The organism is Rubricoccus marinus, from assembly GCF_002257665.1.
Taxonomy (GTDB): domain Bacteria; phylum Bacteroidota; class Rhodothermia; order Rhodothermales; family Rubricoccaceae; genus Rubricoccus; species Rubricoccus marinus.
Genome location: NZ_MQWB01000001.1, coordinates 2,665,880 through 2,681,263 on the forward strand (window position 1 = coordinate 2,665,880; position 15,384 = coordinate 2,681,263).

Below are 15,384 nucleotides of genomic sequence, written 5' to 3' on the forward strand. Positions count from 1 at the left end.
CCGTCCTCTCTAAACCATGGTTGCCACTCGAATCGATTTTGGTGCACTCGCCCCTGCTGACCCGGAGCGAGAGCAGCAGGTTGACGCCGCTAGAGGCTACCTCGCCATGCTGTGGAAGAATGGTTCGTCTTCTCAGACCCAGATGTTTTCCGTGGAGCAGGGCCGGTTACTCGCGTACGTGGAGTTGTCTCGCGAAGAGGCTGTTGACAAGCAGTACGCCTCCGAATGGCTCCTAAACGAATTGGAGTCTGTACAAGAAGCGTTCGGAGCCGTGCCAAGCTGGAAGATCCTAGATGACGAGCCGGAGCGATTCTCAGAGGCAAATTGGGAAGGCGCAGGCGCTCTCATTCTGTTCACGACAGCGCTCGACACCGGATCGCCACTGCGCCGCGGAGACGACGGCGATAGCGTTGCAGTCTTTCGCCTACCTGTAGATCAGCAGGCACGGCAAGATCTCCAGCACTGGAGAGCCGAGTACAGCGCGATAGACGACGTCTGGCTTGGATGCGGTGACCTGGAAATACCGAGCTACAAACAGTTGGTCCAGCCTACTAGCTCTCTGATCGATGCAGGCCGAACCCTCGCCCGCACGGTTGAAGGCGAGACAACGCTCCCGACCTACGTCTACCTCATGCGGTATTGGGGGCGGCGATCTGAGGAAGAAGGCCGACTGTGCCCGTCATGCGGACAGGAGTGGTTTGTGGGAGAGTCTGACGAGACCTGGCTCGGCTCGTTTGCCTTTCGATGCGATCTATGCAGGCTGATATCTGATCTACCTAGCACAACCGAAGACGAGCGCCACGCCCGTCTCGGCGAGTAACGGCCGCCGAGGTAGCCCCCGCCAGAGGCCTCTGGCGCCTACGGCTCCCTCTCCCACCGACGGTTCATCCCGCGCCAGGGGCTGTTGGCACAAAACGTGCGCTCAGATGCGGCCTCGTTCGTGTACGTTCGGGCGCTCTTTCCCCACGAGGTCTATGCGCATTGTCACTCGTCTCCTGTTCCTGCTGCCTCTGGCGTGGGCCGCGTCGCCAGAGGCGGCGGCGCAGTTCGCGAACCCAGCGGACCCGTGCCCGGTCGGCACCGCCGAGGTGCGACTCCGCGGCGCCGAGGTGGAGGCCGCGCTGTTCACCAACGGAAACCTCTTCTTCGGCAACCAGACCACCAACGGCGACGGGTACCTCGTGCCGCTCGGACAGACCGGACCGCGCGGGTTCGCTCTTTCCCCCAATTTTGCAGCCAACCTCTGGGTCGGCGGAATCGTTGGCGGCGAGGTTCGGAGCGCGGGGTCGCGCTACACCAACTTCGAGATGCGCCCTGGACTCACAGGCCCTAATGGCGTCCCACCGACGCCAGAGGCCTGCGCCGAGGCCGACCGCATCTGGGTCGTCTCGCGGCAGGACGTGGTGGACTACCTCGCAGGCGGCGCGCCCACAGCGGACCTCGCGGAATGGCCGGTCGCCCTCGGCGCACCCGTCCTCGATGGTGACGGCATCGAGGGCAACTACGACCTAGCCTCTGGCGACCAACCCGCCATCCGCGGCGACGTCATGGCCTTCTGGGCTATGACAGACACGGTGGCGGAGCGCTTCGCCTTTTCCGGAGAGCAAGAGTTCCCTCTCGGCATTGACGTGACTGTGGAGGCCTTCGCGTTCCGCCAGAGCCTCTTCGGGCAGCACACCTTCTACCGGTTCACGCTCACCAACCGCAACGCCGTGCCCATCGACAGCGCGTACGTGGGGCTGTTCAACGATTACGATCTCGGCGACGCAGGTGACGACTTCCTCGGCACGGACGCTGACACGCAGATGCTGTTCGTGTACAACTCCCAACCCAACGACGACGCGTACGGCGTCCCCCCAGCCTTCGGGACCGTGGTCGCCAGCGGCCCGGTGGGGTTGCCGAACGGGCGCGACGACGACGGAGACGGAGAAGCCGATGAGGACGGCGAGCGGATCGGTTTGACGGCTACCTCCTTCTTCTACGGAGGCACTTCGGCCTCAACGACGGGAGATCCGGTCCGGAACCTCCAGTACTACCGATACCTCAAGGGGCTGTGGGCGGACGGCTCTCCGAAGCGCGCCAACGGCAGCGGGTACCAGCAAGCCACGCGCTTCCCGATCACGCCGTTCGCCTTCCCCGCCGATCCCGTCACGGAAAGCTACTGGAGCGAGGTCAACGTTGACGGCACCGGGACGCGGAACCCGTCAGGGGACCGCCGCGGCGTGGCCAGCACCGGCCCGTTCCGGCTCGCCCCTGGCGCCTCGGAGTCTGTCATGTTCGCCTACGCCTTCGGGCAGGGCGAGGACCGGTTCTCCTCCGTCCGCGTGCTCCGTGGGCAGGCTCGCGGCGTGCTCGCCGCCCAGGCCTCTGGCGCGTTCGAGCCCGAGCGCATCGGCGTGATCCCGCCGCCGCTCCCGCTGTCGGTGGGTCGCCCGCGCCCGAACCCGTTCTCCGGCTCCACCACCGTCGAGGTCCGCGGCGCCGCGCCAGAGGCCCGGCTCACCGTCGCGGTCTACGACGTGCTCGGCCGGCTCGTCCGCGCGCCAGAGGCCGTCGAGGGCGCCCGCGGCAGCGTCGAGGTCGGCGCGGGGCTGGCCGCTGGCGTGTACGTCGTGCGCGTGGAAGGGGCAGGGTTCGGCGAGACGTTTACCATCGTCAAAACGAGGTAGACGGGGCGCCTCTGGCGCCAGAGGCGCAGGGCCGGGCTCGCGGGGCAGATCCTCGCGGGCTTTGAATAGACGCGCACTCAGAACCGGCCTAGGTTCGTGCTCCGCACGGCCCACACGCGTGGCCGCGCTCCGCCCCCTTTCCGCACCCCGCTCCATGCTGCGTCTCCCCTTTCTCGCGCTCGCGCTAACCCTGGCCTCTGGCGCCTTCGCGCAGGGCACCTGCACCGACGGCAGCGCCAGCTTTGGCGGCACCTCCTACTCGTGCAACGGCGTGGACGTGGCGGCCGTGATCCCCGTCGGCACCACCAGCCCGTTCCGGTCGGGCGCGCTCAACGACATCTGGGGCTGGACCGACCCGCAGGACGACAAGGAGTACGCGCTCGTCGGCACCCGCAGCGGCGTCGTCTTCGTGGACGTGAGCACGCCCGCTTCTCCACGTGTGCTCGGCAAGCTCCAGACCTCGGTCCCGAACGGCTTCGCGGCCTGGCGCGATGTCAAGACGTACGGCAACTACGCCGTCGTCGTCGCCGAGGTGGGCGGGCACGGGATGCAGGTCTTCGACCTCACGCGGCTCCGCGGCCTCTCCGAGGACTCCAACCGGGACCTCGAGGAGGACGCGCTGTACGTCGGCATCGGCAACGCGCACAACATCGTCGTGGACGAGGCCAGCGGCTTCGCCTACGCTGTGGGCGCGCGCAACGTGCCAACGTGCGGCGGCACGGGCCTCCACATGATCGACATCCGCCAGCCTCTGGCGCCGACGTACGCCGGCTGCTTTGACGAGGACGGCTACACCCACGACGCGCAGTGCGTGGTCTACGACGGCCCGGACACCGACCACACGGGCAAGCAGATCTGCCTCGCGAGCAACGAGGACACGCTGACGATCGTGGACGTGACGGACAAGTCGAGCCCGATCCAGATCGCACGCGGCTTCTACCCCAACCCCAGCTACACGCACCAGGGCTGGTTCACCGAGGACAAGAAGTACTTCATCGTCAACGACGAGTTGGACAACTCCGACGGCGGCACGCGGACGTTCGTCTTCGACGTCTCCGACCTCGACAACCCGGACTTCACCTTCCGCTACGACTCGCCTCTGGCGGTGACGGACCACAACCTGTACGTGCGGGGCAACTTCGTCTACCAGAGCAACTACGAGGGCGGTCTCCGCATTCTGGACGCGGCGAGCATCGCCAGCGGCACGTTCGCCGAGGCCGGCCACTTCGACACGTACCCGCAGAGCAACAACGCGACCTTTAACGGGCAGTGGAGCAACTACCCGTACTTCGCGAGCGGGACCGTCATCGCGAGCGACATCAACAACGGGCTGTTCGTGCTCCGCCCGGAGCCCCGCTTCTTCGCCGTCGCCGAGGAGCCCGCGCCAGAGGCCGAGGCCGCCTACGCGCTCTCGCTTCCGGAGCCCAACCCGGCGTCGGAGCGCTCCACGCTCTCGCTCCGCGTGGACGCCGCGCAGCTCGTCTACGCCGCCCTCTACGACCTCACGGGTCGCCGCGTGGCGACGCTCCTGGACCGCGCCGTCGCCTCTGGCGAGACGGTGGCGTTGGAGGTGAACGGCTCGGCTCTGCCGGCGGGCGTCTACGTCGTCCGCGTGGCGGGCGAGACGTTTGAGGCCTCGGAGCGCGTCTCCATCGTGCGGTAGCTCCCGCCCGTCCTCTCTGCCCACGCGGGCCTCTGGCGCCAGAGGCCCGCGTTTGTTTTGGGGCCGTGGTGGAGCGCGCTCGCCGTTCGCAGAGTGCCATTGGCGCTCCCAATGGAACAGTCCGCGCCCTTCTCACACCTCGATCCGGCGCAGCACTTTACGTTGCTCTATCCCTCGCCTTCCCTCTGCTGATGCGTCTTGCCACTTTTATCGCTGCTCTCGCCTTGACCGCCGCCCCTGCCGCGGCACAATTCGGAGCCCCGAGCGATCCCTGCCCGGAGGGCACAGGCGAGGCCACCCTGTTAGGCACGAACGTCCAGGCGTCGCTGTTCACCAACGGCAACCTCTTCTTTGGCAACACGACGACGAACGGCGACGGCTACGTTGTACCTCTGGCGGGTTCGGGAGCCAACAACTCTCCGTTGTTCGCCGCCAACCTCTGGCTCGGCGGGCGTGTGGGCGGCGAGATCCGCACGGCGGGAGCGCGGTTCGGCAACTTCCACCTCCGCCCTGGACGGACGGGTGCTGACGGCACACCGCCTGCGCCAGAGGCCTGCGCCGAGGCGGACCGCATCGCTGTGATTTCCACGATGGAGCCGCGCGACTCTCAGACAGAGGCCGTCCGGGCGTGGCCGGCAGACCTTGGAGCACCCGTCATTGACGGGGACGGGATCCCGGGCAACTACGACGTGGACGCCGGCGACCGCCCGGCCATCCGGGGCGACGTGATGGCGTTCTGGGCCATGACCGATACCGCAACCGACCGCGCTCCAAGTGGCGACCCCTTGTCTCCAGAGTTTCCGCTGGGCGTCGATGTGACGGTCGAGGCGTTTACCCTTCGCCAGTTGCCCACGACCACGTTCTACCGGTTCACGCTCACCAACCGCAACAGCGTCGCCATCGAGGACGCCGCGCTCGGCATCTTCTTCGATTGGGACCTGGGAGACGCCAGCGACGACTACGTCGGCACCGATACGACGCTCCAGATGAGCTACGTCTACAATGCGTCTGAGACAGACACTGTGTATGGCATTCCCCCGGCCGCTGGCGCGGTCGTCCTCGAGGGGCTCGCGGGCGTAGACGACGAGCGCCAGAAGCTCACCGCATCCCCCATCATCTTTAAGTCCGGCGGCTTCGACACCTACGGCGTTCCCCTGACGCCAGCGGCCTACTACAACAGACTCCTTGGTCTCTTCGGAGACGGATCCCCGACGTACGAATATGCCTTTGGGTACGCGGGGCTGACGCCCTCGCCCATTCCCGCCGGGACTCCCACAACGCGGTTCGGCTTCACCGGTGACCCCGTTGCTGGGGAGTTCTGGAGCGAGGAGAACTGGACAGGAAGCGGCGAGAGCAGCCCCAGTGGCGATCGCCGAGACCTCGCGGCCACAGGCCCCGTTCGGCTGGAGCCCGGGGAGTCCGCGCACGCCACGTATGCCATCGTGTTCGCGCAGGGCTCGGACCGGTTGGATTCCATCACACGGCTCAGGGCGCAAGCCCAGGTCGTCGGTAGGGCGGCGAGCGCTGGCGGTTTCCCGTTGCAGGCGTTCGAGAACTTCCTTCAGGCACCTCCGCCCCCCTCCCCCGTTCTCACGCTCACACGTCCGCGCCCAAACCCATTCTCTGAGTCGGCCACGGTGCGGATGACGGGCGCCTCTGGCGCCAGAGCGTCCGTGAGCGTCTACGATGTGCTCGGCCGCCGCCTCTCGCGCGTGGACGTGGAGGGCGCGCCAGAGGCCGAGGTCGAGGTCGGCGCGGGCCTGCCCTCGGGCGTGTACATCGTGCGTGTGGAAGGGCTGGGATTCGGCGAGACGTTCACCATCGTCAAAGCGAAATAGGAGGCCTGTGATACCGGAGGCAAATGCGCGTAGGTTCGCCGGCCGATTCCTCCCGCCTCCGTGCTCCGATCTGCCGCCCTCTTCTGTGTCTTTCTCGCTACCGCCTCGGCCTCTGGCGCGCAAACGGTGGCGCCGCTCGGCGAGCGCATCGGCGCCACGCTGGAGGCGTCGGAGCGGGACTACTTCGGCCTGTTTCCGGCCCTTCGCGCACCGCTGCCGTGGGACTTCGTTGCCCAGACGGACTCCGTTTTTGTGCGCAGCGAGGGGCGCACCCTCCGCGGCATTCCTCGCGAGGACGTCGAGCGGCTGAGGCGCCTTATCGACACCTTTGAGGACTACGCCTCGATCCCGCAAAACCCGAACTGGGTAGCCAACCGGGCTTTCGTCGAGTACATCGATGCCAAAACCCCGATCCCAACCGGGGCGGCCTCTCGGATCGTCCGCGTGCAGACCGCGGAAGGGAGCTATTCCGGCTTCACGCTCTACACCACCGACTCCACGCTCGTGATGGCGCCAGAGGTGTTCCCCCGGGACGCCTCCCTGGCCGGAGCGTACACGCTGCCGCGTTCGAGCGTGCTCGCGCTAGACCGCGAGCGTTCGTACGCGTGGCAGACGTGGGGGCCGGTCCTCGGCATCGGGGTCGGGGCCGCGATTGGGGCCGCTCTGCCCCTCAGCATTGACCGGCGCGCGGCAGGCGCGTTTGGAGCGCTGGCCGGCATCACGATGGGAAGCATCACCTCCGAGCTCGCCAGCGGCGGCTTGGTAGAAGTGGATCCCACCGCCATCGACGGCCTCGCGTTGTACAACGGACCGCGCCCGCCCGAACTCCCCACGGCCTCTGGCGCCATCGCCCGCGCGACCGGGCCGCGACCGGCGCCCGTCCCCAAGCGCGAGCGCCCGCGTTCGTTCGAGTGGGTAAGCGCAGGTGTCCACGGCGCGGTCGCCACAACCGACGCGCCCCAGGCTCCTATCACCACGTTTATCGCGCGGTCGCTCACGCGGAACAACGGGTTCCGAACGCTGCTGATGGAGCAGACGCGCGAGACTCTGGACGTGCCCTACCGGCTGGACGCCAGCATCCGCCCTATCAAGTGGCTACGCGTCGGAGCGTTCGTGGGGGCCTTCACCACCGGCGGGGATGTGTCGCCTCTGTTGGAGGAAGAGCAAGTCACGCGCACGGTTGGTTCCGTCCGGCCCTACGCCGAGGGCATCCTTCCCCTGATCCGGTGGGGAAACCGGCGCGTGGAGATCTCCGGCGGCGGAGGACGGCAGAGCTACAACGTGCGTGTCACACAGCGCGCGCCAGACACCGTCGAGGTGGGCACCGAGATCGGGCAGGCATCGCCCTTTCCCCTGCTCCGCGCAGAGCAGACAGCTTTCGAGGAAGGCAGCGCATGGTTCTACAACGCCGGCGTAGAGGTGTACACATCGCGGTTCTCCTCGCTGTTCGTACGCCACACGTGGTACCCGTTGCCGACGCTGGAGCAGGAGACCTTCGAGAACATCTACCGCCCTATCCGGCCCAACCGTCCCATTCTGCGCATCGTGGACGCCCACAGCGTGGACTTTAGCTACCGCGAAGTGACGGTCGGATCGCGCTTCCACTTCTGAGCCTCTGACGCCAGAGGCCGCAGCGTGGGTACGGCCGTGCGACCGTCGCCGTCGCCAGAGGACTGCGGCAGCGGCGGCAGCCCGGCGGCGCGCTCGATGGCGGCCACGGCGCGGGGGCCGGAGCGGCGTACCCACTCACGGAACGGCTCGGGGTCGGCGTGGTGCGTGGGGAGGTACTCCACGAACGCGTCGAGGCCTCTGGCGAGCGTCGGTGCCGCCACGCCGACGCCAAGTGCGAGGGCGTCCCGGGCGTTGCAGCGCTGCTCGTAGTGCCCCGGCGTGGGGACCATGCACACCGGCTTGCCCATCCACATCGCCTCGCTGACCGACTCGAAGCCGGCGGTGCAGACGACGCCTCTGGCGCGGGCCATGTGCGCGAGAAACGCCTCGCCGTCCAACGCATGGAAAGCCAGCGCGCGGCTTTGCCGGTGCGGGCGAGCGGCGGAAAAGCAGTGGATGGGCACGGCCGGATGGCGGTCGCTCCACGCTGCGAGATCGCCCGCCATCGCGGGGTCCATGAGGTAGACCAGCAGCGAGCCATCGTCGCCAGAGGCGTCCAGGCGCATGACCTGCGGGCGGAGCAGCGGCCCGATCACCGCCGTGCCCGCCGGGGCCTCTGGCGCGTCGTAGAACGAGAGCGCGAGGCGCGCGGCGGCGGCGGTGCCCACGAACCGCGCGTACGCACGCATCGCCGCGCGCTGGAACGGCTGCCCGGGCGCGAAGGGGTACGCCGGGTGCTCGAACATGAACTGGTGTCCCACGGCCACGACGGGCGCTTCGGGCGAGCGCCAGAGGCCGTGGAACGCCGTCAGGCCGTCAAAGAACGACACCACCACGTCTGGCTCGTGCCGGTCTAGAATGGCGCTCATCGCGTCGAGGCTCGCCGAGGTCTCGCGCCACGCGCCGACGGCGTGGAGGCCGGTGGCGAGCAGACGGACGCGCCCGTTCTCTCCCGCCACGAACGTCGGCGCCGCCAGAGGCGTGACGGGCGCGCCGAGCGCCTCGCGGAACAACGCAGGCGGCCTCTGGCGCGGGCCCACGCCCACGAGCGCGCCCAGGACGCGGTGCCCGGCGCGGCGCAAGAGCGGCGCAAGCGCGAGGGCCTGCGTCATGTGGCCCCGGCCGTCGCCTTGCACGGCGAAAAGGATGCGGAGGGATCGGTTCATGCTGCCAGGACGGGTAGCGCGTTGGCGTGCCCGTCTCCACGGGCCAGGGCCGCCGCCGGTTCGCCCCACCGGATGAGTTCGAGCGTGCCGTCGTGCATCTCGGCCAGCGCCGTGCAGCTTTCCACCCAGTCACCGCAGTTGGCGTAGAGCACCTCGCCCCGGCCGCTGGCGAACGCGCGGAGCTCGGGCCGGTGGATGTGCCCGCACACGATGCCGTCCACGCCAGAGGCCATCGCGCGACGCGCCACGGCGCCCTCGAACTCCGCCATGTACTGCACGGCGTGCTTGGTGCGCCCCTTGAGGTACGCCGCGAGCGACCAGTACGGGTAGCCCAGCCTCTGGCGCACCGCCGCGACGACGGTGTTGGCCCGCAGCGCGGCTTCGTAGGCCCGCGCGCCGAGCTTGGAGAGCCACGGCGCGAAGCGGACCGCGCCGTCGAACTCGTCGCCGTGGAGCACGAGGAGCCGGCGCCCGTCGGCGGTCTCGTGGATGAGGTCCCGGCGCACCTCGATCCCGCCGAACGAGAGCCCTACGAACTGGCGTGCCGCGCCGTCGTGGTTGCCGGGGACGTAGACCATCTCGGCGCCGGCGCGGACCTTACGGAGCAGCTTCTGAATCACATCGTTGTGCGCCTGCGGCCAGTGCCAGCCTCTGGCGAGTGCCCAGCCGTCCAGGATGTCCCCGACGAGGATCCAACGGTCAGCATCGTAGTGACGGAGGAAGTCCAGGACGCGCTCGGCCTGCGCGCCTTTCATGCCTAGGTGGAGATCGGAGAGGAACAGCGTGCGAACGTGTGGCACCGGAAGCAGCAAGAAGGAGCCCAAACTTCCGCCGCGTGCATGACGAAGCGATAGCCTCAGCGTGACCAAGCCGTTACCGCTCGCCTCTGGCGCGAACGACGCGCGCGCCGTTTCGCCAGAGGCCCCGCGTTCCAGCGTTTCCACCCGCCGGCGCCAGAGGCGTGCGAGATTGCGCGCCCACACGCCCCGCCGCCCCATGCTCGACGACGCCCGCACGCTTCTCCACGCCTGGACCGAGACCGACTCCCTCCGCCGCCACGCCGAGTCCGTCTCCGCCTCGATGGGCGGCATGGCCCGCCGCATGGGCGCCGACGAGGAGCTCTGGCGCACCGCCGGGCTCCTCCACGATATGGACTACGAGCGGCACCCGACGCCAGAGGAGCACCCGTATATCGGCGTGAAAGAGCTGGAGCGGTTGGGCTACCCGGAGGAGATGCGGACGGCCATCCTGGGCCACGCGGACTACACCGGCGTCGCCCGCGAGACCGACATGGCGAAGGCGCTCTTCGCCGTCGACGAGCTCTCGGGCTTTGTCGTTGCCGTGGCGTTTGTGCGGCCCGACCGGCTGGACGGAATGACGCCGCGCTCGGTCAAAAAGAAGCTCAAAGACAAGCGATTCGCCGCAGCCGTGAGCCGCGAGGACATCCGCCAGGGCGCCGAGGAGGTCGGCATGGAGCTGGACGAGGTGATCGCCCTCGTCATCGATTCACTCCAGCGTGAAGCCGATTCGCTCGATCTCGCGTAGGAGCCCCCACCCCGCCCCCCGCCCGCCTCGTGTCCGACCGCCCCTCCGATCGCTCCTCCGGCCGCCCACCTGCCTCTGGCGGCGACCGCCGCGCGCGCGTCACGCCCGTCCCCGGCATCTTCGGGCCCGACGAGGCCGAGCCCGCCGAGGTCCCCGCAGACGCCCTCCGCGACGCCGCGCCCCGCGCTTCGGCATGGCTGGACGAGGACGAGGCCTCTGGCGACCCCGCGCAACCCAGCGGGCCTCCGCCGACAGGCGCCACCGCTCCCCGCGCGACGCCCCCGCCAGAGGCCCAGCGCCCACCGGAGGCCTCGCGCACCCCGCAGCCGCCTCCCCCGTCCCCGCCTCTGGCGCCAGAGGCCGCCGGGCCGTTCGAGGCGACGATCGTGTCTGAGACCATCCGGCCGACCGAGAGCGAGTTGGTGGAGCAGGCCAAGGAAGCCACGCGGGACCGCGCGCGCGAAGTCGGCAGCCTTCTGGTCACGTACGGCAAGGCGCACCTGCCGGAGCGGAAGCCGCCGGTCCACGCGCCGCCTTCCGGGCCGCCCAAACTGGCCGGACGCCTCGGGCAGATCATCCCGGTCCTGCAGGTCATCCCCGTCCTGCTGCTGATCGTGTTCGTCCTCTCGTTCTGGTGGGACTTCCAGGACATGAGCATGATCGTGCCGGTGTTCGGCTGGTCGGTCCCGCTCGACGGCCTCTTGCGCGTGCTTTCCGTCAGCGGCCTGATCGGCTTCCTGACCAACTGGGTGGCGATCACCATGCTGTTCCAGCCGCGCGAGAAGCGGGCCATCATCCCGCAGGGGCTGATCCCGGCCCAGCGCGAGCGCGTGATCTATCGGCTGAGCGAGGCCATCTCGAAGGAGCTCATCAACGCCGACATCATCAAGCAGAAAATCCAGGAGAGCGGCGCGATCGGGCGCTACCGCGACATGGCGCTTGGCGTCGTGCGCGGCGTGGTGGAGGACCCCGGCTTCCGCACGGACCTCCGCAGCCTCGCCAGCGGCTACGTGGGCGATGTGCTCCAGCGGCCGGATCTGAGACGCGAACTCACGCGCCTCGCTGCGCAGAAGATGGAAGAGTCCGCCGGGCAAGGTCTCGGCGGCGCCGTGCTCAAGATCTACCGCTCCGTCGCCGAGGACGATTTCCAGCGCCGCATCGACAAGGCGCTGGACGAGATCCCGGGCGCCGTCGAACCCCTCCTGGACCGCATCGACGTGGCGCTGGACGCCATTCCGCCGAAGATCGAGGCCCGCTCGGAGGACATCGAGGCGTTCGCCACGCAGGCCGTTCTCGGCTTCGTCGAAAGCCTGGACATCCGCTCGATGATCGTCGAGAAGGCCCGCGGCTTCGACGAGGGGCAACTCGAGGGCCTGCTCAAGAGCACCTCCAACGAGCAACTCAACTACATCAAGTACCTCGGCGCGATCCTGGGCGTGCTGGGCGGGCTCGTGATCTGGCAGCCCATCGGATCGCTCGTGGCGTTCTTCTCCATCGGCCTCACGCTCTGGGCGGTGGATGAAGCCCTCGTCCGCGCTCGGCGCGCCCGCGCGCCAGAGGCCAGCTAGACGTGGCCGGGGCCTCTGGCGCCAGAGGCCCGGACCGTCGGCTCAGCCGTTCGAGGCCTCGAAGTCCCGCATAAAGCCGACGAGCGCGTCCACGGCCTCTGGCGAGACGGCGTTGTACAGCGACGCGCGCACACCGCCCACCGTCCGGTAGCCCTTGAGCGCCAAGAGGCCGTGCGCCTTGGACTCCGAGACGAACGTGGCCTCCAAGTCCTCGCTCGGCAGGCGGAACGTGACGTTCATGAGTGAGCGGCTATCCTCGCGCGCCGTGCCGCGGTAGAAGTCCGAGGCGTCGATGGCCCCGTAGAGCGTGGCGGCCTTGGCGGCGTTCCGCGCCTTCATGCCTTCCAGCCCGCCGTTTGCCGTGATCCAGTCCATGACCTTGTCCACGATGTAGATCGCGAACACGGGCGGGGTGTGGAACAGCTTGGCAGCGTGCGTGCCGTAGTCGAGAAGCGTCGGCAGGCCCTCCATACGGGTTTGCAAGAACTCGTCGGTCACCAACACGGCCGTCACGCCAGCGGGCCCGATGTTCTTCTGCGCGCCCGCGTAGATCAGCCCATAGCGGCTCGTGTCGATGGGCCGCCCGAGAAAGTCCGAGGACGCGTCGCACACGAGCGGGCAGTCCGCCAGAGGCTCGGCGCCGAACTCGGTCCCGAAGATGGTGTTGTTGGACGTGAAGTGGAGGTAGGCGGCCTCTGGCGAGCGCGAGGTCTCGGCCTCGCTCGGGATAAACGTGTAGTCCGCGCCCGCGCTGCTGGCGGCGACGTGGACGGTCGCGCCGCGATCTCGGGCGACGATCTGCGCCTCCTTGACGGCCTTCGCGCTCCAGTTGCCGGTGTCGATGTAGTCCGCGGTCTGGCCGGGCTTGAGGAAGTTGAGCGGCACCTGGTGGAACTGCATGCTCGCGCCGCTCTGGAGGAACAGCACGTGCCATCCGTCGCCGATGCCGAGGAGCGACTTCATCTTGGCTTTCGCGCCCTCGTGCACGTCGGTGTACTGCGGGGAGCGGTGGCTGATCTCCATCACGCTCGCGCCCGCATCGCGGAAGCTCAGCAGTTCGTCACGGACCTCTTCGAGGACTTCGGTGGGGAGCGCGCCGGGGCCGGCGGAGAAGTTGTGGCCGCGCGCGATGGCGGCTTGGGCGCTAGGCATGAGCAGACGGGAGAAGGGGAATGGAACAGAAAAGGAGCGCGTGCGCCGATGGGGGCCGCGGTCGCCAGAGGCCTCTGGCGCTACTCGCAGGCCTGGCGGCGGGTGTCGACAAGGCTGACGATCTGCCAGCGGCCGTCCAGGCGCGCGAGCTGCATGGAGTTGACGCCGCAGTGCGAGAAGGTGTCCCCGACGTAGAAGCGGTAGGCCATCCACGCCGTCGCGAGGCCCGCGTCCACGCGCACGTCGATCTCGCCGATGCGCTCGTCCCACGCCTCGTCGTGCGGCGTGCCGACGGCCTGCAGGAAGCGTTCGGCGTCGCCGCCGACCAGCCGGTAGCCCTCGCCGTCTTGCGCGACGGTGTTGAGGCGCATGTCGGGGTGGAACGTGGAGCGCACCATCGTGGAATCGCCGGCGCGCATGCCGTCGAACAGCGTCGCGATGGTGGCCTTGACCTGCGCCACGGGGTCCGACGTCGCAGGATCGGGCGTGGCGCCAGAGGCCTCTGGCGTCTGCGCCGACGACGCGCAGCCGGTGAGGAGGACGAAGGCGAGAAGGGCGAATGCGCGCATAGCAGGTCGGAATGGCGCCAGGGGCGAACCCGTGGCCGCTGGCGGGATGGAACGCCTGAATATCGCGCGCCCGCGCGAACGTCGCGCCAGAGGCCCGCTAGGAGGCGTCGCGCTCGGCCTCGTCGAGCCGCTCGGCGGCCTCGGCGTCGTGCGACGCCGGGGCGACCTCAGGCGCCTCGCGCGGCTTGGCAGGAACGCTCGCGGCTCGCGCGGCGAGTTCCTCGGAGACGAACCGCTGCATCCGCTCCAGAGCGCGGTGCGCGAACTGGAGCTGCAGCCGCCGCCCAAAGAGCTTGAAGCCGATGCGGTAAAATGGGTTGCGGATCGTCTCCGGCTTGCTCACCGCCCGGATGCGGAAGGCGACCTCGCCCGAGTCCGTCCACTTCCACACCTCGAACCAGATCTGCCCTTTCTCGAAGTGCCCTTCCAGCGTGGTGTAGCTGTAGCCCCAGACCTGCGCCGAGCCGCGGTCGGTCTCGCGCGTTTCGTCCACGACCTCGGCCACGCGGACGGGCAGCCAGAACCGGAACGCGAGAAACCGCGCGCGGAGCAGCATGGGCCGGCCTTCCAGATCGCCGTCGGGCTCGAAGACGCCGGTGATGAGCTTGGGGTCGGGGAACTCGTAGGCGCGCACGATGCGGCAGGCGACGGCCCAAGAGGCGCGCGGCGCCTCTGGCGCCAGAGGCGGGCCGGGCGGCTCGGCGGGGAGGTCCACCTCGTGACGGTCCACGTGCCACCCGTTGGACTCGGCGTGCTCCTCGCGGAGGTCGTCGGGGTCGAAGTTGAGCGCCATCTCGGGGATGGCCTCCAGCCTCTGGCGGTACCGAGTCCAGTCGAGACCGCTCACGCCTCCTCGCGCTCCGTCCGCACCTCGATCTCGCCCACGATCTCGCCGCCGCACTCGTCGGCGACGCGGGCGCAGAAGTAGGTCCACATCGCCTGTTGCATGCTTTTTGCCGTTCCCAGCCCGTCGTAGACGAGGTGGACCCACATGTCCCGGCTGCGCGCCCAGGACTCGATGGTGAACACGAGGTCGGCGCCAGAGGCGGCGTTTGGACCAGCGTCAGCGCCGTCGTCGGGGGCCGTCTCGCCAGAGGCCTCTGGCGCGGTCTCGGCGCGGAACTCGATCTGCCCAGCCTCCATGTGCCCCTCCAGGGTTGCGAGGCGGAAGCGCGTCGGCTCGGCCTCCACCACGCGGACGGGTCCGTTCCACGGCGCGTTGATGTGCACCATGAACTCGTCGCCCGCCGCCAAGACGGTTTTCGCGCCCTTGGTCTTCTCGAACCGCGCGACCTCCGGCGCCACGTACGGCGAGAGGTCCTGCCCGATACGCTTCATCAGCGCCTCTGGCGTGTGCTCGGCGCCCGCGATGCGGACGCGGTAGGTGCGGTGAAAGCGCGGCCCCTCGCCGTCCTCGGCGTGCTGGATTTCCGGCCCTTCGGCCTCTGGCGGCGCGTCTACCGTCGGGACATCTGTCTCCTCGGAATCGACGGAGTAGCCCCAGCGTTTGTACAGCCACAGGCCGAGAGCGGCGCCCGCGGCGAGTGCGGTCGGCGTGAGAACAACGGTGGCGAGGCTGGGGCGGCGGATGGACATGCGCGGT

General features: G+C 68.8%; 13 protein-coding genes. 7 read left to right on the forward strand and 6 right to left on the reverse strand.

Annotated features, from left to right (window positions below):
* Positions 1-16: 16 nt before the first annotated feature.
* The 5 genes from BSZ36_RS11280 (at position 17) to BSZ36_RS11300 (ending at position 7,781) form a co-directional block, all read left to right on the forward strand.
* A complete protein-coding gene (locus BSZ36_RS11280; protein ID WP_094548983.1) occupies positions 17-820 on the forward strand; it encodes a DUF2310 family Zn-ribbon-containing protein in 804 nt (267 codons plus the stop codon).
* A 154-nt stretch (positions 821-974) separates the two neighbouring features.
* Positions 975-2,669, forward strand: a complete 1,695-nt coding sequence (locus BSZ36_RS11285) for a T9SS type A sorting domain-containing protein (RefSeq protein ID WP_143536866.1) — start codon at positions 975-977, stop codon at positions 2,667-2,669.
* Between the two features lie 154 nt (positions 2,670-2,823).
* Complete coding sequence (locus BSZ36_RS11290; RefSeq protein WP_143536867.1) at positions 2,824-4,332, forward strand: choice-of-anchor B family protein; 1,509 nt, start codon at positions 2,824-2,826, stop codon at positions 4,330-4,332.
* A 191-nt stretch (positions 4,333-4,523) separates the two neighbouring features.
* A complete protein-coding gene (locus BSZ36_RS11295; RefSeq protein WP_094548989.1) occupies positions 4,524-6,170 on the forward strand; it encodes a T9SS type A sorting domain-containing protein in 1,647 nt (548 codons plus the stop codon).
* Between the two features lie 60 nt (positions 6,171-6,230).
* Positions 6,231-7,781, forward strand: a complete 1,551-nt coding sequence (locus tag BSZ36_RS11300) for a hypothetical protein (protein WP_094548991.1) — start codon at positions 6,231-6,233, stop codon at positions 7,779-7,781.
* Here BSZ36_RS11300 and BSZ36_RS11305 read toward each other — a convergent pair.
* On the reverse strand, positions 7,742-8,947 hold the full coding sequence (locus BSZ36_RS11305; RefSeq protein ID WP_094548993.1) for a glycosyltransferase family protein: 1,206 nt from the start codon (positions 8,945-8,947) through the stop codon (positions 7,742-7,744). The genes BSZ36_RS11300 and BSZ36_RS11305 overlap by 40 nt on opposite strands.
* The gene (locus tag BSZ36_RS11310) at positions 8,944-9,747 is read right to left on the reverse strand and encodes a UDP-2,3-diacylglucosamine diphosphatase (protein WP_179271154.1); all 804 of its coding nucleotides are present in this window, start codon (positions 9,745-9,747) and stop codon (positions 8,944-8,946) included. The genes BSZ36_RS11305 and BSZ36_RS11310 overlap by 4 nt, the downstream gene beginning before the upstream one ends.
* 196 nt (positions 9,748-9,943) lie before the next feature.
* Here BSZ36_RS11310 and BSZ36_RS11315 point away from each other — a divergent pair, with 196 nt between their 5' ends.
* Positions 9,944-10,492, forward strand: coding sequence for an HDIG domain-containing metalloprotein (locus BSZ36_RS11315; protein WP_094548997.1), 549 nt, complete (start codon positions 9,944-9,946; stop codon positions 10,490-10,492).
* A 29-nt stretch (positions 10,493-10,521) separates the two neighbouring features.
* Complete coding sequence (locus tag BSZ36_RS11320; RefSeq protein WP_094548999.1) at positions 10,522-12,060, forward strand: DUF445 domain-containing protein; 1,539 nt, start codon at positions 10,522-10,524, stop codon at positions 12,058-12,060.
* Positions 12,061-12,102: 42 nt separating this feature from the next.
* Here the strand turns inward: BSZ36_RS11320 and serC are convergent, their stop codons facing one another.
* The 4 genes from serC to BSZ36_RS11340 form a co-directional block, all read right to left on the reverse strand.
* Positions 12,103-13,212 (reverse strand): 3-phosphoserine/phosphohydroxythreonine transaminase, encoded by a 1,110-nt coding sequence (serC, locus tag BSZ36_RS11325; RefSeq protein WP_094549001.1) that lies wholly within the window; start codon positions 13,210-13,212, stop codon positions 12,103-12,105.
* An 80-nt stretch (positions 13,213-13,292) separates the two neighbouring features.
* On the reverse strand, positions 13,293-13,781 hold the full coding sequence (locus BSZ36_RS11330) for a nuclear transport factor 2 family protein (RefSeq protein WP_094549003.1): 489 nt from the start codon (positions 13,779-13,781) through the stop codon (positions 13,293-13,295).
* A 97-nt stretch (positions 13,782-13,878) separates the two neighbouring features.
* Positions 13,879-14,628 carry a DUF1990 family protein gene (locus BSZ36_RS11335; RefSeq protein ID WP_218827651.1) on the reverse strand — a complete coding sequence of 250 codons (750 nt, stop codon included), beginning with the start codon at positions 14,626-14,628 and terminating at the stop codon, positions 13,879-13,881.
* Positions 14,625-15,377: a DUF1990 family protein gene (locus tag BSZ36_RS11340; RefSeq protein WP_094549005.1), complete on the reverse strand. Its 753-nt coding sequence runs from the start codon at positions 15,375-15,377 to the stop codon at positions 14,625-14,627. The genes BSZ36_RS11335 and BSZ36_RS11340 overlap by 4 nt, the downstream gene beginning before the upstream one ends.
* Positions 15,378-15,384 lie beyond the last annotated feature (7 nt).

Coding starts and splice junctions, on each gene's coding strand:
- serC (WP_094549001.1), bottom strand. CDS start 13,212: ATGCCTAGCGCCCAAGCCGCCATCGCGCGCGGCCACAACTTCTCCGCC.
- BSZ36_RS11280 (WP_094548983.1), top strand. CDS start 17: ATGGTTGCCACTCGAATCGATTTTGGTGCACTCGCCCCTGCTGACCCG.
- BSZ36_RS11290 (WP_143536867.1), top strand. CDS start 2,824: ATGCTGCGTCTCCCCTTTCTCGCGCTCGCGCTAACCCTGGCCTCTGGC.
- BSZ36_RS11340 (WP_094549005.1), bottom strand. CDS start 15,377: ATGTCCATCCGCCGCCCCAGCCTCGCCACCGTTGTTCTCACGCCGACC.
- BSZ36_RS11295 (WP_094548989.1), top strand. CDS start 4,524: ATGCGTCTTGCCACTTTTATCGCTGCTCTCGCCTTGACCGCCGCCCCT.
- BSZ36_RS11285 (WP_143536866.1), top strand. CDS start 975: ATGCGCATTGTCACTCGTCTCCTGTTCCTGCTGCCTCTGGCGTGGGCC.
- BSZ36_RS11330 (WP_094549003.1), bottom strand. CDS start 13,781: ATGCGCGCATTCGCCCTTCTCGCCTTCGTCCTCCTCACCGGCTGCGCG.
- BSZ36_RS11305 (WP_094548993.1), bottom strand. CDS start 8,947: ATGAACCGATCCCTCCGCATCCTTTTCGCCGTGCAAGGCGACGGCCGG.
- BSZ36_RS11315 (WP_094548997.1), top strand. CDS start 9,944: ATGCTCGACGACGCCCGCACGCTTCTCCACGCCTGGACCGAGACCGAC.